15 protein-coding genes are annotated in these 18,246 nt (G+C 55.7%); 6 read left to right on the top strand and 9 right to left on the bottom strand.

Features of this window, described 5'->3' with window-relative positions:
* Positions 1-30 precede the first annotated feature (30 nt).
* Both ABD890_RS19025 and ABD890_RS19020 read right to left on the bottom strand, forming a co-directional pair.
* Positions 31-1,794: a hypothetical protein gene (locus tag ABD890_RS19025; protein WP_345093499.1), complete on the bottom strand. Its 1,764-nt coding sequence runs from the start codon at positions 1,792-1,794 to the stop codon at positions 31-33.
* A 249-nt stretch (positions 1,795-2,043) separates the two neighbouring features.
* Entirely contained in the window at positions 2,044-2,559 is a 516-nt protein-coding gene (locus ABD890_RS19020) for a hypothetical protein (RefSeq protein ID WP_345093496.1), read from the bottom strand.
* Positions 2,560-2,956: 397 nt separating this feature from the next.
* Between ABD890_RS19020 and ABD890_RS19015 the strand changes: the two genes are divergently transcribed.
* Complete coding sequence (locus ABD890_RS19015) at positions 2,957-3,244, top strand: PAAR domain-containing protein (RefSeq protein ID WP_345093493.1); 288 nt, start codon at positions 2,957-2,959, stop codon at positions 3,242-3,244.
* A 236-nt stretch (positions 3,245-3,480) separates the two neighbouring features.
* Positions 3,481-4,842 (top strand): MATE family efflux transporter, encoded by a 1,362-nt coding sequence (locus ABD890_RS19010; RefSeq protein ID WP_345093490.1) that lies wholly within the window; start codon positions 3,481-3,483, stop codon positions 4,840-4,842.
* A 20-nt stretch (positions 4,843-4,862) separates the two neighbouring features.
* Here the strand turns inward: ABD890_RS19010 and ABD890_RS19005 are convergent, their stop codons facing one another.
* Entirely contained in the window at positions 4,863-5,981 is a 1,119-nt protein-coding gene (locus ABD890_RS19005; protein ID WP_345093487.1) for a 3-oxoacyl-ACP synthase III, read from the bottom strand.
* A gap of 511 nt (positions 5,982-6,492) precedes the next feature.
* Between ABD890_RS19005 and ABD890_RS19000 the strand changes: the two genes are divergently transcribed.
* Positions 6,493-7,269: a gamma-glutamyl-gamma-aminobutyrate hydrolase family protein gene (locus tag ABD890_RS19000; protein ID WP_345093484.1), complete on the top strand. Its 777-nt coding sequence runs from the start codon at positions 6,493-6,495 to the stop codon at positions 7,267-7,269.
* Between the two features lie 136 nt (positions 7,270-7,405).
* The gene (locus ABD890_RS18995) at positions 7,406-8,635 is read left to right on the top strand and encodes an anhydro-N-acetylmuramic acid kinase (protein WP_345093480.1); all 1,230 of its coding nucleotides are present in this window, start codon (positions 7,406-7,408) and stop codon (positions 8,633-8,635) included.
* A 116-nt stretch (positions 8,636-8,751) separates the two neighbouring features.
* Here ABD890_RS18995 and ABD890_RS18990 read toward each other — a convergent pair whose 3' ends face one another.
* From ABD890_RS18990 to ABD890_RS18975, 4 genes are all read right to left on the bottom strand, one after another.
* Positions 8,752-9,651: a DUF1559 family PulG-like putative transporter gene (locus tag ABD890_RS18990; RefSeq protein ID WP_345093477.1), complete on the bottom strand. Its 900-nt coding sequence runs from the start codon at positions 9,649-9,651 to the stop codon at positions 8,752-8,754.
* 76 nt (positions 9,652-9,727) lie between these two features.
* A complete protein-coding gene (locus tag ABD890_RS18985; protein WP_345093473.1) occupies positions 9,728-10,102 on the bottom strand; it encodes a hypothetical protein in 375 nt (124 codons plus the stop codon).
* 522 nt (positions 10,103-10,624) lie between these two features.
* Positions 10,625-11,212 (bottom strand): DJ-1/PfpI family protein, encoded by a 588-nt coding sequence (locus ABD890_RS18980; protein WP_345093471.1) that lies wholly within the window; start codon positions 11,210-11,212, stop codon positions 10,625-10,627.
* A 27-nt stretch (positions 11,213-11,239) separates the two neighbouring features.
* Complete coding sequence (locus ABD890_RS18975) at positions 11,240-11,536, bottom strand: acyl carrier protein (RefSeq protein ID WP_345093469.1); 297 nt, start codon at positions 11,534-11,536, stop codon at positions 11,240-11,242.
* Positions 11,537-11,836: 300 nt separating this feature from the next.
* Here ABD890_RS18975 and ABD890_RS18970 point away from each other — a divergent pair, with 300 nt between their 5' ends.
* Both ABD890_RS18970 and glgB read left to right on the top strand, forming a co-directional pair.
* The gene (locus ABD890_RS18970) at positions 11,837-12,361 is read left to right on the top strand and encodes a ribonuclease H family protein (protein ID WP_345093466.1); all 525 of its coding nucleotides are present in this window, start codon (positions 11,837-11,839) and stop codon (positions 12,359-12,361) included.
* Positions 12,362-12,448: 87 nt separating this feature from the next.
* Positions 12,449-14,659 carry a 1,4-alpha-glucan branching protein GlgB gene (gene glgB / locus ABD890_RS18965; RefSeq protein WP_373356484.1) on the top strand — a complete coding sequence of 737 codons (2,211 nt, stop codon included), beginning with the start codon at positions 12,449-12,451 and terminating at the stop codon, positions 14,657-14,659.
* A 72-nt stretch (positions 14,660-14,731) separates the two neighbouring features.
* Here glgB and ABD890_RS18960 read toward each other — a convergent pair whose 3' ends face one another.
* Together ABD890_RS18960 and ABD890_RS18955 are read right to left on the bottom strand one after the other, a co-directional pair.
* Positions 14,732-15,643 (bottom strand): hypothetical protein, encoded by a 912-nt coding sequence (locus ABD890_RS18960; protein WP_345093460.1) that lies wholly within the window; start codon positions 15,641-15,643, stop codon positions 14,732-14,734.
* 153 nt (positions 15,644-15,796) lie between these two features.
* Positions 15,797-18,211, bottom strand: coding sequence for a peptidylprolyl isomerase (locus tag ABD890_RS18955; RefSeq protein ID WP_345093457.1), 2,415 nt, complete (start codon positions 18,209-18,211; stop codon positions 15,797-15,799).
* Between the last annotated feature and the right edge of the window lie 35 nt (positions 18,212-18,246).

Raw genomic sequence — 18,246 nt, 5'->3', positions numbered from 1 at the left:
GCTCGTTAGCACTAAGTGTTACGAGCAAGTTCATTCCTCCTGGGGGCTTTCCTGAGGGTAGAGGCTGGAAATATCAAACGATACCGCATTCCGCTCGCGATCGCTGCCAAGGATCACCGTGAGCATGTTGTCGGTGACCTCGAGTTGATCGATCCAAATACCAAAAGGCCCCGGCGTCCGCACATAAGTGGCAGTTCCATCTGCAGCAGTATATTTCTTGCCAAGCGTTGGTTCAGGCAGGGGGAAGGTTAGCGGCAAGTCGAGTGTCAGGACTTGGTCGAGTCCTGATTGCAGGTCCACGATGTTGATCTGTAGGTGCAACAGCGGATCGTTGCGTTCGATCATATAGGCAATCGTAGGGCGAAAGAGGAATTTGTGATCCTTCGCAAAGACATCTTGTTTCGGCAATGCATGGTGCCACGCCTTGGGCGCACGGGGGATATATTCTCGAAACCATTCGACTGGCAATGCCAGGTCTTCTAATGCCGTACCAAAGCCTTCCCCATAAACGACGTCCTCGTAGCGTCGAACTCGGGCCAGAGCACCTACCTCACAGCCGAGGAGGGCACTCTCTTTAACTGGGAAGCAGGGCAATCCGTTCGCCATGCGTGGTAAGCGTGTCATGCTTGAAAGAGAGAGGTCGCTGCCTAAATCGACCTCGTAAAGAAGGCATTCCTCAGGCTGGCTATAGCCTCCCGGGTCACATTTAGCGGAACGCGAAACGGCAACCAACAGCCGGGATTCGTCAGACTCGGGCCAAGTTACGAGAAACGGCCCGGCCGAAATATAGGCCTCGTACTTGCCATAAAATAGCTCGCGACCTTGATGCAATCGACGTTCGCCAGCGAGCCGGTCATCGATGCGTCTTTGGAGGACTTCCTGGGAAAGGGGGCCTTCGTCTTCCCACACGATAGGATTGTCGACGACTTCGTCCACCTCATAATCTAGCCCGAACCGCGATAAGTAAAAGAGTGAAGCGGTTGGTCCCGTGAACGCTCGATTGTATTCCCAAATTGCAGGTATCTGGTCATACGATTCGCCTGTCTCGATATCCATCAGGATCAGCGGTGACAAAGGGCTTGGACATACAATTAACGTCGAACCGAAATTTGTGAGATGCACAACTCGATCCTCGTGCTGGCGCCAGTCGACCGTTTGATAACGTTCTGCGTATTCGCTCACTGGGAACGCTTTTATCCAAGCAGGTTCAGATTGATCGGGGCGGTACGCGCAAAGCCAATAGCGAATGGCTTCCCCGAAGGAGGACTCACGGGAGATGACTTCCTTGGAAAAGACCACCATAACCTGGGGAAGAACCAGCGCGGCTTGGGGGCGAATCTCGAGAGGCTGTTCAGCGGCCGGCCCGAAAAAGTTGTCGTTGCCTTTCGGCTCCGGAAGTGTCATTGGATCCAGCCAAGTCATGTTCGCAAGATTTAGCCGGGCATACTTGTGTCGGATGTATTTACCCGACCAATCTTCGAGTTCTCGCTCGACCGCCAGTAAAGCAATCCCCTGAGTCTCGCCGATCCAGCGAAGTCGCAACGAAGGATCGACAGCTGCGCTTTGGTGTTGGCTCGGATCGTCGGCCGACACGTCGATGACTTCGTGTCCGCGCACCCGCAGGGTTTGTGATTTTATCTGATAGGTCGGCGCCCAGTTCTTCTCGATGGAAGTTCGAGGAAAGAGTTCGCTTCCCCGTCGAAGTTTTGCCTGATCCAAAATGGGAGAAGGCATCTCCGCCAGTGACATCGTGGGGAAGAGCAGCATCAGAAGAATCAAGTAACCGCGGGACATCGCAGGGCACCTTTCACCAGAGCAAAAGTTCGATCGTGATCGAATGCCATCGTAACTTGAAAGAGCGGGGCCAAGCCAGTAATTGGTTAGGCGTCGCGGCCCGTTGGCAGAGGGTTAGAAAGAAAGAAGCAAGGGAACCTACGTTCGCTGCTGGACGTAGATTCCCTCGGCTTGCGATGGTTGGTGGGTGGGGTGCGAAATGAATGCCTACAGGGCAATCTTCAACTTCAGATCGTTTACCGGGACACGTTAGAACGGAGACTGCCGAATGATGGCAAACGAAGCCGACGCTGGGTTCAAAATCGTGCCGTTGTAGCCGCCCCCGGCAAAGGAGACATAGCAGGTAAACTGCTGCGTACCGGCGGGGAGATTATTCACGTAAAGCGACGCGACACCTTGGCCGTCGGTGTAAACCGTCTGGGCGACAACGCCTGGGATGTAAATCGAGACCGGCTTATTGTAAACCGCCACTTTGGCATTGGGATCCCAGTACGAGTAGTAAAGCTGTACCAGTCGTACCTGAACGGTAACATAATTATTACTGGGGTTAATATACACAGTCTGCGGCGGGCGGGCGCCTAACAGAGGATCGCGGGGATCCAAGAATCGCGTTTCTGGCGTCGGCGAACCAGATTGTGCCACTGCTTCACTGGTCCAAGCAGTGGTGACCGCGCCAACCATGATGGCCAAAAGCCCTAGCTTTAAGGCCGATTTCAACCAGCCATCGCCTGAAATACTCTTTCCGTTCCCAATCAACACGTTCATAGATCGTTCCTTATATCGCTCAAGTCAAAAGACAGACACGCGAATGCAAGTACAGCGTTTAAGTCGCTCTGATAGTGCATTATGAAGAGAGTGAACGAGAAAACGCTGCGATCAAATCAATATTAGTGAACGTAGATGGATATATATGAGATGTATGTGGTTGTTATAGGGGTGTCTCTGTAAAGCGTCAAACAGGTGCTGCTTGAAACCGGCAAAAATGGGGGCTGGTTTGCGCACACCTTGCGAACTGGCCGGAAGATACGTTGGGAAGGAAAGCTTGAAAAAGTTGGCAACCCTGTCGCAAGTTCGTAGATAATCAAGAGGTGGTGATGAAAGGTGCCTGATAATGGGCACCGATCAGTACACATGTGTTTGACTTCCAATAGAGAGCCCTGTGATGCCTCCTGCAGCCCGAATCGGAGATATGCATGCCTGCCCGATGTGTGACGGTCCGAAGCCGCATGTGGGTGGGCCGGTTTCGATGGGATGTCCCCAGGTATTAATCGGCTTCATGCCGGCGGCTCGGGTCGGAGATATTGCGACGTGCGTGGGGCCGCCAGATGTGATTGCGATGGGCTCATCAACCGTCTTCATTGGCTTTATGCCGGCAGCACGGATGGGCGATTCCACCGCCCATGGAGGAACGGTCGTGATGGGCTGCCCCAATGTGATGATTGGTGGCTAAGTTCTTTTCCTGGCAGTGCTTCTGGAGTGCAATGGCCGCAGTCGAGGGTGGCAAGCCGCAGTTTGGTGAAGATCGTGGACCCGCCCTCTCGGTGGTGGGTGGACTGGCCTGCAACGCGTAGAATACTGCCCATATCTCTCCGTTGATCGACCGCGAGTCCCTCTTACCTTTCCATGCAGCAACACGCTCGACAAAAGCTATTCCTCGAGGGGCCGATCGGCACGGCGCTCTTTCGTTTGGCAGTTCCGATCATTCTGGCTAACGTTCTGCAAACGGCTTATCAGTTGACCGACGCCTTCTGGGTCGGGCGACTAGGGGCTTCGGCGGTCGCGGCTGTTTCGATCAGCTTTCCGGTGACGTTCCTGGTGATCGCCATGGGATCGGGCCTCGGGATTGCCGGAGCGACCCTCTCAGCTCAGTACATGGGTGCGGGCAAGCAAGAGATGGTAAACCATGTCGCCGCTCAGACCATGCTGATGGTTTTTCTCACTTCGGTGGTGCTGGGGACAGCCGGCTATCTGATCGCCCCTCATTTGTTGCACTGGATGGGAGTCGATGGAAATGTCTATCGAGACGCGCTCGCGTTCATGCGTGTCTCGTTCGTCGGCATTATTTTCGTGTTTCTATTCGCCATGTTTCAGGCCCTGATGCGTGGGATTGGTCAGACGACCGTGCCACTGTTCATTGTGCTGGGAACAGTGCTGCTGAACATCGTACTCGATCCGCTGTTCATCTTTGGATGGGGACCGATTGCCGAGCAAGGCGTGCGCGGGGCAGCGCTGGCGACACTCAGCACGCAAGGCATTGCGGCGCTGCTCGGTATGTGGGTGTTCGTACGAGGCCAGAACGGAATCAAGCTGCAACTGCGGGATTTCAAGCCTGACTTCCCTTACATCAAGCGGGCGTTTCTGCTGGGGGCACCTGGTTCGGTCGAACTTTCGACTCGGGCACTGGGCTTGATTGTACTTTCGTTTCTGGTGGCGAGCTTCGGTACAGTAACGATCGCTTCGTACGGTGTCGGCGCGAATGTACTGCAGTTTGTAATGATTCCGGCAATGGGTTTGTCCATGGCGGTCTCGACGTTGGTGGGTCAAAACATCGGCGCTGGCAATGCCGCAAGAGCCCAGAAGATTGCGATCCTTGGGGCCGCGTGGGGCTTTGCGATTCTTTCTGCGGTGGGCGTAATCGCTTATTTCATCGCACCGCAGATCGTGGCGTTCTTCGTGCCGGACGATCCCGAAGTAATCGCACACGGTGCCGAGTTCATCCGGGTGATGTGCCTGGCGTGGGGCGGCTTGGGGATCCAGCTTTGCATGGTCGCGACGTTCCGGGCCTCTGGCAATCTGCTGATCTCGATGGTGATCGCCCTGTTGTCGCAGTGGGTGCTTCAATTCCCGTTGGCATACATTTTGTCGAAGCACACGCCATTGGAAGCGAACGGAATCTGGTGGTCGTTCCCGGTGATGCACATCGTCATGGCGATTGTGGCCATGGGGTGGTTCATGCATGGAGGCTGGAAACAGACTCGCCTCACCGACGAAGATCGCCAGGTGAGCAAGGTCACCGAAGAGACCATCGTCGAAGATGGTCTCCGCTAAGAAGTCTTTGATCTGTTGGTCTAGCCGGCCTGAAGTGCACCGCCACGCTGCATGCCCAGCGGCATCTCGCCGGTGCCGCTCACGAGCGTTGTTTGCCAGTGGGCACCGATCATCACGCAGTTGATGCCTGAGCCGATACCGAGCAGGGCGACGTTCTGACCTGCTTCGATAAACTGCGTCTGGGCTGCTAAGGCGAGTGTGGTCGGGAGCGCTGCGGCTCCGGTGTTGCCAAGCCACTGCACGGTCGCGAAGTCGTTGTCGACCGGAAGCTGAAGTTTCTCCAGCACAAGGCGACGATGGGTGAGGCCCACCTGGTGGCAAATTGAGCGGTCGATGTTCTCAGGCGACCAGCCGGTCTCCGAAAGGAAGTCGGCGAACGTGGCCGCGCCGGTGGCGATCCCTTCGGCCATCAGCTTTTCGGAATCGGTTTGCATCAAAGGATTGCCGACGCCAGTCTCGTTTTTACCAGAGATGCTGTGGCAAAGATCGTGATGCTGGGTGTGGGCGCGGGCGCTGGCGGCGACCAACTGGTTGCCGGTGCGGCTCAGTTCTTTGTGGCACAGCACCATCGCGCAGCTTGCCGAACCGATCGTCAGCGAAGCAACCGCCAACTTGATATCGTTGCGGCTGAGGTTTTCGCTTTCGTTGAGCGTGGCAATCGTGTTGTCTACCAGGTGACGACCACTTTCGGTACCGACCACGATCCCAGCTTTGATCTGGCCCAGTTCGATCATGTTGGCGATCTGGATCGCCCCATTCAGGATCCCCAGGCAGGCATTCGAGACATCGTAAACGACGCAGTCCTGCGGAAGACCCAAGGCATGATGAACGCGGCACGCGGTCGCTGGCTCGATGAAATCTCGGCAAACCGAGCCATGAATCAGGGCCCCCACGTCGTTGGGATCGATTCCGGTAGAGGCCATCGCGTTGCGAGCCGAGTGAATACTGACGTCGCCAGGCTTCACCGCTTCGGGGAAAAATCGCCGCTGCGAAATGCCGGTCATCAGCTCGAGACGCCCCTCAGGCAGGCGAAGTCGCTCGTAAAGGGGGGCAAGACGCCGCTCGAGCTCGCTCGAAGTGACGATTTCATCCGGTAGGCAGTAGCCCAGCCCTTCGATGCAGACGTTCTGATATTTCATGCCGACTCTGGACAGCGGAAAAGAGGAACCCGTAAAGCCGTTATTCTATCGGTTTTGAGGGCTCAAGAGAACCGACCAGCCGTCGTGAATCGGTGGGCCAATCCCCATGAGAAAGTGCGTCTGGTGGCATCGCTAGCTGGAAGATATGGCAACGCCAGCCCAGTTTAAGCACAAGATATGGAAAAAGCTTGGCAAGCTTTAACGGATCGGTAGACTCTTCGCATCTTGTGATTGATCTGGGAACGCACGGAACGGTGCGATCTGATCAAGGCTCAATGATAGGGAGGTCATCGCTTTAGCCATAACCCAGGACGGGTCTCTGCGATTGCTAGTGAGCCATAGCCAAAGATGTGTCGGACTACACATCCAAAGTTATCGGCCATAGATGAAGAAAAGTTTTGGACGAACTTGGTTTTTCATCGTTAGCTCTTATTCGCAAATTCTTCTTTCTGGATCAAGCCGAAGTCGAGCGATCTATTAGGCCTTGGGAGGATCTTCGTTTTTTCAGCGCATGAAGCGCCCGAGGAGTCCCCAGATGTTTTCAAAACCTGTTATCGGTTTGAATGCCAACTTTCGGAATGCAACCCACGACCGGCCTGCATTCTCCTTCATTTCTGCTGGTTACTACGATGCAGTGATTGCAGCAGGTGGGATTCCTGTGGTCCTTCCCCCAGTGAGCAGCCCCGAAGATCAGCAGGCCGTTTTGAGCCGGCTGGACGGAGTGGTGCTGATTGGTGGTCCGGATTTGGATCCTAATCGGGACGGTTTCATGCGTCACGCTTCCATCCGCATGATGGAGCCGCGTCGTGAAGATGCCGACCGATCAATGATGAAATTGATCGCTCAGATGCGTCTGCCGGTATTCGGTATTGGCGTCGGTATGCAATTGATCAACGTCGCCATGGGCGGCAACTTGTTCATGCACATTCCGGAAGACCTGCCGGGTGCCTTGCCGCATCACGACACGATTGACAAGCATCACCGCCATGGACTGGATGTGGTCCCTGGTACGCTGATGGAAAAGATCTTCGGCGATGGCGAAGTTCGCGTGAACAGCAGCCATCACATGGCGATCGATGAATTGGCCCCAGGTTTCATTGCCTCGGCACGTAGCCCAGACGGTGTGATCGAAGCGATCGAATCGATTCACGAAGATTGGTTTGCGATTGGAACCCAGTTCCATCCAGAAGCCGAATCCGCTTCCGCCCTCGATCAGCGTATTTTTGAAGAGTTCGTCGAAGGCGTCGCGGCTGGTAAAGCCGGTGGCGTTCGAGTTGCTGCCGTTTAGTGAGTTCAGCTCGCACGTTCAGCATGGGGTAAGCAGGAACCGCAGGCCATTGGTTCCTGCTTCCCCCTCTTTTTCTCGCTTCTTACTGCGCACACTCTAACCCGCTGGGACACGGATGCCCGCCAAGACACTCGGAATGTCGAGTTTCGCGGAACATGCGCGGCGCTACTTTGTTGGCACCGCGATGACTCCCTGTCTGCGCTTCATGAGTGCCTCCATTTTGAAAGTCGACGGTCGCGGTCTGAACGCCGACTTCGACATCATTCACCAACTCAACGTTCGCACCCCGCCCGATGTTCGCACACTGCTTGAACAAGGCGGCACCGGTCTGGTTTCCGGAACGCAACTACCTGGCATGGCTTCGCGTCTGGTGGCTGAGTTGCAAGTCGTTAATGTCGAACGACTGTTGAACTCGTGTGGTATCTCGGCAGAAAAAGTCACGGCCATCGGTCAGCGCGGGCCAGCTTTCGGCAGAGAGTTCTGGAAACAAACCGGCTCGGCGATCGTCGTTGGCGACCCCACAATTCTCGCGGAATCGACCGGCGTGACCGTGATCGATCACTTCGAGCAACGCGACATCGCCAAAGGCGGATCAGCCACTGGGATTGATGTCTTGCCGATGTGGCTGCTGCTGACGCGGCCCGTCGATTCGATCAGTGCTCGACCGTTGGTCGTGGTTCGACTCGATCAGGCAATTGAACTGTTCTATCTACCGGCTCGCCGAAAGAACCGTCCGATCCCCGGCGTTGCCTATCGCCGCATGGGACCTGGCTTTGCCTTGCTCCAGCGACTGCAGACGATGTGCGGTCATCAGTTGCCCGCCGGGAAATCGCTCGTCGAGTCGCTACGGCAGACGATGCTTAAAGCGGACGCTTACGACATCGCCGCCGATTCTGAAAACCAGCTTTCAACGCTGATCGAATCAATCGTCGATCAGGTTCCAGAGTTGATTCAATCGAGCACGACGTTGAATCAAACGCTCGAAAACTATTGGGCCGGCGAGATTCATCATCAGATTGAAGATCACTTCCCACCGACTCCTGAGTTTGCCGAGATCGTGGTGCTGGGGCGAGGTGCCCGGCGCGAGATGTTTGTGAAGCAATTGGCTGATAAGTTCGCAGGGATTCCGGTTTCGACAGAGGTCTCGCGAGGTTGGATCTCGGGCGCGGCAGGGGCATCGATCGCTGCGATCTTCGCCGCCCTGCATATCGATCAAGTCAGTGGCAATCTACCCGATCTGACCGGGGCGACCGCTGCCAGAATTCTCGGGCGAATCACGCCTGGCAGTCCCGGCAACTGGCGTGGCGTTCTAAGCCAGCTCGAAGTTGCCGCTCGGCAAACGATGACGCTACGCGAAGCGGTCTAAGGCTCTCGCAAGCTCTCTCTTCCAGGAACGAAAAAGACCTGCGAAGACAGATCCCGAAGGAGTGTTTCGCAGGTCTAGATGGGGTGTTGGCTGCAAGCGGGGCAGGGGACTGCCGACTAGAACTGACCGAGCACCAGGCCGTCACGCATGCCCGACAACGCACGCCAGGTATCGATGTTGATCGTTTCTGGAATGAATCGCACCGAGCCATCCCCCAGCACCGCTTGGACACCACCAGGGTGACGACTACGAGCCGAGAATAAGCTGGTGCCGCTAATGCATGGCATGCCCAGTGGTTCCATCGCGGCGTTCTTGCAGAAGCCCGACGCCAACTGGTCTGGCGAACTGGTGTTCGGAGCATAGTGCGTGGTGAAACCGGAGTGATAGCCATACCAAACCAGCCCACGCAGGTCGCCGTCGACCTGGCCCTGACGAACTTCGGCCAACATCATCGTGTTCGAAAGACCATCGGTGATCGACGCGAACTTGTAGATGTTGCCGAACGCCTCGAACGGAGCGGCCTGGAAGGTGACACCGTTGAGCGGATTGGTACGAACGCGGTCGGTCGTGCCATAGTTCGCGGCATAGTTGTAATTTGGCACGCTGTTCCAGGTTTTAGTGGCGGTGTCGCTAGGGCAGAGATACAGCGAGATTTCCTGGCGAATCAACAGCAGGTTGGTGGTGCCGTGATGGTAGGTCTTGGTGTAGTCCCACTTTTCGACCAGGTTGTTTTGTTCGATATAAGGCAACAACGCCTTGCACCAGCCATTGCCGGAAACACCTGGGTCCGAACCGGCAGGAACCGAACTGGTATAGCCGTAGCAAAGCGAATTGTAGATGTCGTGATAATTGTGCAGAGCCAGGCCCATTTGCTTGAGCTGGTTCTGGCAGGACGAACGTCGAGCTGCTTCGCGAGCTTGCTGCACGGCAGGCAGAAGCAAGGCGATCAATACGCCAATGATGGCGATGACCACAAGCAGTTCGACCAGGGTGAAACCGAAGCGCTTTTTAGACATAACGAAATTAGACTCTCAGACTTGGATGGATGAGAAAAGGGAGTAATCGATCAATAGGCAGGCACATGGAGGCTGGCTATTTGGCTTTGAGATCGAAGGGAAAGTCATTCGGGCCTTCCGCCGTGACTTCGACTTTCAATTCGCTGCGGTCGTTGTAATTGGCGGGAATCGGGTTCTTGAAGGAGCTTCCGTTCACGCCCTCTTTCATGGCGGCATCCGCGTCCTGGCCGCTGTCTGGCTCGGTCATGCGGATCGAAACCTTGTAGGTGCCTGGCGTCAGATTGTCGCCCGGTGGGAACGCATACTTGCCGTCGGTAATCACACGAGCGGCACTTCGTCCCTGGGAACCTTCTGGTTCGAAGTGGATCAAGCCTTGAGAAAGAGGCTTCCCGTCGAACTGAACCGTTCCAGAAACTTCCGGCCCTTTGGATTTGCCCGAACAGCCAACCATGGCAATTGCGGCAAGGCAAACCAAAGCAGAGATCGAACGCGATGAGATGAAACAATGCATAGGCGACTCACAATGAAAAGAACAAATAGTTCCCCTGGGATGCCGCACTTCAGCCCATTGGCCGAACAATCCCAAGACTCTTGCAGGTGAAAAGGTCGTCGCGCGAAGAATTGCCCATTCCGCACTTCACGCATCGAGGAGTAAGCTGGCCTTAGACGGCTCAATTTGAGTAGTGAAACAATTATAAAGTGAAATTAGTTTTTTCAAGGGGCAGTTCCCCCACGCTAAGGGATTATTTAGAGAGAGATGCATCCCCTGAAGGTAGTGCAGTGTGAATCTGCAGATTTGTGCGTGCATCGCCGAACGTGGGGAATTATCGACCGAGGAGCTCTCGAAATCGGTTAAGAGAGCATGCCTGAATGGTGCGTCGAGAAGAGAGTTCGCCGCATCCCTCTGGCTGAGATGCCAGAGGGGAAGGAAAGCAGCCCGATCGGGCGTTCGTCTGTAATCGAATCGCCGAGCTTACGGTTCGATTTTGGTTCCCAGCACTTCCAGGAACGATCGGATCCAAGCTGGGTGGGCCGGCCACGCAGGGCCAGTGACCAGCTTGCCATCGACATGGGCGTTGTCGAAGCCATCGCTTGGTGGAATGTTCTCGCCACCGCCGATGGTGACTTCCGGGCCAACGGCTGGGTAAGGGCAAACCGATTTGCCTTTCAGCACACCCGCAGCTGCCAGGATCTGGGGACCATGGCAAATGGCGGCAATTGGTTTGTCGGCATCGGCGAAGTGTCGCACGATGTCCAGCACCTTCTCGTTAAGCCTCAGGTACTCCGGTGCACGACCGCCAGGGATGACCAACGCATCGAAGTTTGCGGGATCGATTTCATCAAATGTCGCGTTCAGACCGAAATTGTGTCCCGGCTTTTCGCTGTAAGTTTGATGCCCTTCAAAATCGTGAATCGCGGTGGCGACTTTCTCGCCTGCTTTCTTGTCGGGGCAGACAGCCGAAACGTTATGTCCAACCATCAGTAGCATCTGAAAAGGAACCATTACTTCGTAGTCTTCCACGAAGTCGCCGACGAGCATCAAGATATTTTTAGCGGCCATCTAGGGCTTCATCTCCTTTGGGGTAAATCAATGGGGGGCTTGGCTGCGTTGTTGAATGAACTGCACGACATCCCGTACCGATTGGATGCCGGCGAACTCGTCGAAGTCGACGGTGAAGCCGAATTTTTTCTCGATCTCGCACACCAATTCGATCAATTCAAAGGAATCGGGTACGAGATCCTCCGCCAACGAGCTATCCAGTTGGACCACTTCCGGACGAATCTGACGCGTTGCCGCGATCTTCGTCTGTAGCCACTGAAACACTTCTTGGTCATGCACGGCGATTGGTCCTTCTATCCAGGCGAGTGGGGATTCGCTCAGCATGGAGGTCGTTTCGTCGCAACTGCCTGGCCAGCAATTACGACAACATGCTTTTCGCTAGTGGTCGGCATGATTTTAGCAAAACCTTGATACCAGTTTCGAGTCGCAACTTCCCTTGCCCAGGTCGGTTTATGCGAGCTCGCCTCACAAGACAGGTAAAAAAGGTAAGGAAAAACGTTTGGTTAGAGTGTTGCGGCTAGGTTATCGCTGCCGATAAGCAAGGCGTGACAGCCAGTTTTGCTAGCACTTTGGTGCGGCAACGACCAGTTATGACGAATGTTCTTTCCCCCCTGAAGAGAACCGATGAGAGAGAGTACTCCCCTATATCTCCTCGCCACCGGCTCGCGAAGCGACATCGAAGGTGGACGTTGGCAGTTTGTTTTGCGTCGAGCTGACCGCAAATTCGAGATTGCCGAGTCCGACTTCGAGATGAATCACTTCGGCGATCGGGTGGCATTGTTGGCAGTGGTTCGCGGTCTGGAAGCGATTCCAGAACCGAGCCGAGTTTTGCTGCTGACACCTTCGCGATACATCCTCAATGGAATTCGGCATGGCCTTCGTGCCTGGGAAGACCAAGGATTCAAGGTGGAACGCATGGGCCGCCGCTCGACCGTACGGAACCACGACCTGTGGGGCCGGGTAGCTCAAGCTCGCCAGTTTCACCGCCTGACGGCCAAGTACAGCGAATCTTCGCTGACCGACTCGGGGCGGACCGAGCCATGGCCTCAATTCGCCTCGATGGGCGAAGACATCCACTTCGCACTGCAGAAAGCACAGCGTGAAGTGGAACATCACGGATCCCTTGAAGACCTGGCAGCGTGTGCCTAACAGAAAGTGGATTTCGTGAGCAGTATTTCGGAAAATCTCCCCCAACTGAAAACCCGGCAAGGCCGCAGCATCGGCAAGGAGCAGGACGTGCATACAATTGGTGGTTTGGGTAAAATAACGGATCTTATTGACGGTTGTTCCGACAATCCGAGTAGCTTTCTGGGTCCGCACCCAGTGGAAGCCTCGGGCATGAAATCCGCGGCGGTTCGAGCCTACCTGCCGGGAAAAGAACAAGCCTGGCTGTTCCATCCGGGACACGGGAAAAACACGCCGATGAAGATGATTCATCCGGCGGGATTGTTTGAAGCCATGTGTCCCATGGATGGGGTTACGGAAAAGGGCCAGTATCAACTTCGAATCGATGGCGGAAGTGGCCAAATGAAAACCATGCACGACCCCTACGCGTTTCCTTCGTTCTTCACCGGTTTTGACCTGCACCTGTTGGGTGAAGGTAAGCACTGGCAATCCTACGACAAGCTGGGCGCTCACCTGCGAACGGTGAATGGCGTCAGCGGCGTGAACTTCGCCGTCTGGGCACCAAATGCCAAGGCTGTCTCGGTTGTCGGCGACTTCAACGACTGGGATGCCCGCAGCCACCAGATGAATCGTGTTGGCACCAGCGGTGTCTGGGAGCTGTTCATCCCGGACATGGCCGCTGGCGAAAAGTACAAGTACCGTGTCCGTCAGGCCGACCGCGCTGTCGACAAGTGCGATCCTTACGGCTTCGCTGCCGAAATGCCACCGCGCACCGCTTCGATCGTCGCCGACTTGAACACCTACAAGTGGAACGATCAGGTCTGGATGGACAAGCGTGGCCAGGAAGATCAGCTTTCCAAACCAATGTCGGTCTACGAAGTCCACCTCGGTAGCTGGGCCCGCAATGCGGAAGAAGAACATGGCTGGTTCAACTACCGCTACCTGGCACACGAGCTGGTGAAGTACTGCCAGCAGCAGAACCACACCCACATCGAATTGATGCCAATCTCCGAGCATCCGTTCACCGGTAGCTGGGGCTACCAGACGGTCGGTTACTTCGCCGTGACCAGCCGTTACGGAACGCCAGAAGACTTCATGTACTTCGTCGATTACTGCCACCAGCATGGTCTGTCGGTGATTCTCGACTGGGTGCCGGCTCACTTCCCGAAAGACGATCACGGCCTGCGTCGCTTCGACGGTACGGCTTTGTACGAACACGAAGATCCACGCCGTGGCGAACACCCAGACTGGGGCACGCTGATCTTCAACTACGGACGCAACGAGGTCCGGAACTTCCTGATCTCGAACGCCCTGTTCCTGTTCGACAAGTACCACATCGATGGCCTGCGAGTCGACGCAGTCGCTTCGATGCTGTACCTCGACTACAGCCGCGAACATGATCAATGGATTCCGAACGAATTCGGTGGTCGCGAAAACCTCGACGCGATCTCGTTCCTGAAAGAATTCAACGAACAGTCCCACCTGCAGCATCCTGGCGTGATGACGATCGCCGAGGAATCGACTGCCTGGGGTGGCGTTTCGCGTCCGACCTTTGACGGCGGTCTCGGCTTCAGCCTGAAATGGAACATGGGCTGGATGAACGACACGCTGCGATTCATGCGAAAAGACCCGCTCTATCGCAAGCATCACCATGGTGAACTGACCTTCAGCTTGATCTACGCGTTCACTGAAAACTTCGTGCTGCCGCTTTCGCACGACGAAGTGGTGCACGGCAAGGGCTCGCTGCTGGATCAGATGCCTGGCGACATGTGGCAGCGATTCGCGAACTTGCGATTGTTGTACTCGTACATGTGGACGCACCCTGGCAAGAAGTTGATCTTCATGGGTGACGAAATCGGCCAGTGGAACGAGTGGAACCTGGAAGCAGGCCTGCAGTGGGATCTGCTGGAATGGGAATCGCACCAGGGTATCCAGAAGTTGATCTCGGACCTCAACGCGATGCTGGTTCACGAGCCCGCCCTGCACGAAGTGGACTTCGACGACAGTGGCTTCGAGTGGATCGAATGCAACGACTGGGAAAACAGCGTGATCAGCTACATCCGTAAGGGTAAGAACCCAGAAGACTTCGTCGCTGTGGTCTGCAACTTCACCCCAAGCTCGCGGGACGATTACCGCATGGGTGTGCCAGTTGCCGGTGCCTACCGCGAAATCTTCAACTCGGACAACTCGCGTTACGCCGGTAGCGACGTGATCAATACCGATGATATCCAATCCGACAACATCGGTTGGAACGGTCGCGAGAACTCGATCCAGTTCCGTTTGCCTCCGATGGCAACCGTGGTGATCAAGCCGGTTCGCTAATCGAATCGAGCCCAGAGATAAGCCGCAAATTGCTTCGGGAAGCAGGCCTCGCTTGCTTCCCAGGCCTTGCGGCTATTTCTTTTTCTTGGGCTGCCAATAGCTCTCGAATAACTCGAGATCTCGCGAAAACCGCAGCAAGAGCTCGGCAACCGTCGCCAGCGACGATGGCTCCGTCGATCCGACGCAGAACAAAGAACTCTCGCAGTCGAAGTCCAACGTCTTCAGCAGGCTTCGTTCATGCTTCTTCAGATAATTAATCACGGCGTCCTCGATGTCATACGCCGTAATCTCCGTATCGTCATCCGGATCGATCATGAAGCGTCTGAAGCTGTCGGTCGTCAGGTGAGTACTCTCGGAATGATTGTCGACGTCCTCTTCATCCGTCGACCAACCCAACGAGAGTCGCAGCGGTTCCCAGGGCTCGCCGTTCGGGGCAGGGGAGGGGCTCGGCGGCGTGTCGCCATGCAGATCGCTAATGCATCGCTCGAGATACTTCGACAACGCATGTCCTAGTTTGACGGGATGCAAACGCTCGGCCGCGATTTCGGCGGCTTCCTTCTCTTCGTGAGACTTGAAGCGGATCTTCAGGAAGGTCTCTTGCGACTCGGCTCGCCAGTATCGTTCGTCTTTGTCCTTGGCATACTTCAGCAGCGTTTGGAAGTCGGCGTCGAGGTTCTTTTGAAACTGCTCGGCCGCCTCCGGCGTGTACTTCGAGCGTACCTGTTTAAACCAGGCATTCAGCGTCGCTTGCCATTCTTCGACTTCCGGCTTGTAAAGCTTCGTCATGTAAGCCGACTTCGGTTCTCCTTTTAGGACCTTGGCCAGGGCGTGCAGCGTACCGGTGGTGATCAGGTCGGCCCGTTTAAATTTGGGTATAGAGGGCATGTCGCTCCGGATGTGACTGATCATGTCTCCGATCGCGATACCAAAGCCCATGCTGGAGTCGTAGCCTTGATGGAGCTTGCCGCTGGAGATCTTAGCCATGGGTGGTGACCGTAACGGAACGAGGAGGAGCCAGGAGGTAAGACAAGTGGTGGGGCACATTGTCAGGCGGTCGGAAGAGGCGTGTCAAGTTTCCAGGCAAGAAACAAAAAAGGGCCGGCAAATCTGCCGGCCCTTTCCTTGAATTGAAGTCGACTACGAGTTCGAGTCGAGATCGGTTGGGTCGATCTTCCAGTCGATCCGCGTTGGATCGAAGAAGTCGAGCAGGATCGCTCGGGTGACCATGTTTTCTTCCTGCGAAGCGTACATTGAAACGCTGGCTGGCAACGCGCCCTGGATGGCGGCCATCAGGTTGTCGCGAAGCTGTTCGTTGGTTTCGCCTTCGCCGGTGATCAGGGCGACGTAGTAAACGTTGTCCTTCGAGTTCGGAGCAACCGTGGTCGAACCGACTGGCGTGCTGAACAAGGCCTCCATGGTGGTCTGAGCCACGTCTTCCACGCCAGGGATGGTGCCCAGCGACAGGTTCTGGTTGCCCGAGAGCTGATTGAAGTAGGTGATATTTTCGGCGACGATCACCGTGGCACCTGCTTCGGTGGCAGCCTTGGCCAGTTCTTCCTTGGTCTTGATCTGCTCGGCCAGCTTCTCGGCATGTTCCTTGGCCAGCTTGGCAGCTTCCTGTTCTTTCCAGGCTTTAATCACCAGGTCTTTGACGTCTTCCAGGTTCGGAGCATAGCCCTGCTTGGCGTCGGTCTTCCAGTAAAGGTACTGGACTTCCGGTTCGCTGAAGCGGCGAGTCTGCGAATCGCCAGGGAACGCACGTGGCTGGAACATTGGGTTGTTCGACTCGAAAGCTTCGGCAACGAGCGAGCGATTCAGCGTACGAGGACCGGTTGGCTCGAAGACGAAGTCGAAGTGAATCGCGTCTTGGGCAAAGGCGGTCTGCGAAGCTTCAAAGTAATCGGACAGTGGCATGGCACCGAACGAAAGACCCAGGTGCTTGGCAAGCTTCTCGAGGTTATCCGAGTCGTAAGGCGACTTGGTGTCGTCGGCGTTCTCTTGGCTACGGTGATCTTCGTACTTGCCTTGCAACTCGTGACGAATTTCCGCCAAGGCGGCCTGCATCTTCGCTTGAGCTTTAGGTTGGGCGAGACGGGTACGGATCTGATCTTGAACTTCGGCCAGTGGCTTGTACTCAACCGGAGCTTCTTCCGTTGGAGCGTCCGTGGCAGGAGCCTCGTTTTCCATCGGTGCTTCGGTGGCTGGAGTTTCCGCAGCTGGGGTTTCCGCTGGCTTTTCTTCGGCAGGTGCTTCTTCGGTCTTGGCAGGTTCTTCGCCTTCTTCCTGCAGGAAGCTGACCAACTGCACGCCACCGTCGCGAGCGGTCATCGACGAATCTTCCGCCTTGGCTTCTTCTGGCTTCGATTCTTCCGACTTGGGCTCTTCGGTTTTTGGTTCTTCCGCCGGCTTCTCTTCCGCGGCAGGTTCCTGCTTTGGCTCTTCCATCGGCTTGGCATCATCGGCTGGCTTGGCTTCCTCTTCGGTCTTGGTCGGTTCAGCCGGTGCCTCTTCCTTCTTCATTTCTTCTGCCGGAGCTTCCGGTGTTTCCATCGGAGCGGGTTCTTCGCCGGCAGGCTTCGATTCTTCCGCTGGCGTTTCTTCAGCCGGTTTCTCTTCGGTATTGGCTGGAGTTTCCGGCTCTGCCGAAGGCAATTGTGGCTTGCGGTAAGAATCTTTATTGGCTTCGTAATGAGCCGCGATTTCCGCGTCGGTGATCTCGGTCTTGGCGGCATCCAGGAAGTCGTTGATGTCACCCTTGATGTAAGCCAAGGCGATCTTGTCCATCTGCATGAAGCCAGTCTGGTTCATGGCTGGATTGGCTGGCTGGTGCTTGAACTTCTCAAACATTTCGGTGATCTGAGCACTGGTCGGCTCACCCACCTTGCTCATGAATTCGCTAGCCGAGACGGGGAACATCTCGGTCGAGAGCGAACGATTCAAGTTGCGGTAAGCAACCCAGGCAGTACCCGGGGTGACCACGCGGCCGTCACGGAAGACCAGAGCCTGAAGCTTCTGGGCCATCAGCACGCCACGCAGCATTTCAAAGAAATGGTCGTAAGTGATTCCACTGCGTTCGCCACCGGTGACAGTCATCAGGATGGCGTTGTAGTCGTAGTCGCTAAGCTGTCCACCAGCCGTCTCTCGCATGAATTCACGAACCGAAGCGTCGTCGACGACCAGTCCGATTTCATCGGCCTTTTTGACCCAGGCATAATAAAGGACCGCTTCTTCGGCACCGACCGGGCGGAATTCAGGTAGGCTAGGGGTTTGAGCTGTTGCGGGGCGAATGGCCAAACCTGGAATCGGTGGCATCGGCGGCTGCGGCGAACCCTTCAGGATCAGCGACTGGCCAATGGCTTCGGCCATGACGCGAGCCACCAGGTTGTACTTATCGCGCAAGTTGTCGACGTCGACGCGGTACAAATTTTCCTCGTCGACTTCCACCACGATATTGCCGCGTTCGTTATCAACCGTCTGGGTCTGGAATCCATACTGCAGAACTGGCGGCAGAATAATGAAGGCGACCATCAACAGGGCGCCAAAAACAACCATCAAGATTTTCTGGTTATCGCGGAAGACTTTGAACG

This window comes from Bremerella cremea (assembly GCF_039541315.1).
Taxonomy (GTDB): domain Bacteria; phylum Planctomycetota; class Planctomycetia; order Pirellulales; family Pirellulaceae; genus Bremerella; species Bremerella cremea.
Note: the sequence above shows the minus strand (reverse complement) of the source record. Positions and strands in the feature narration are given on the sequence as shown.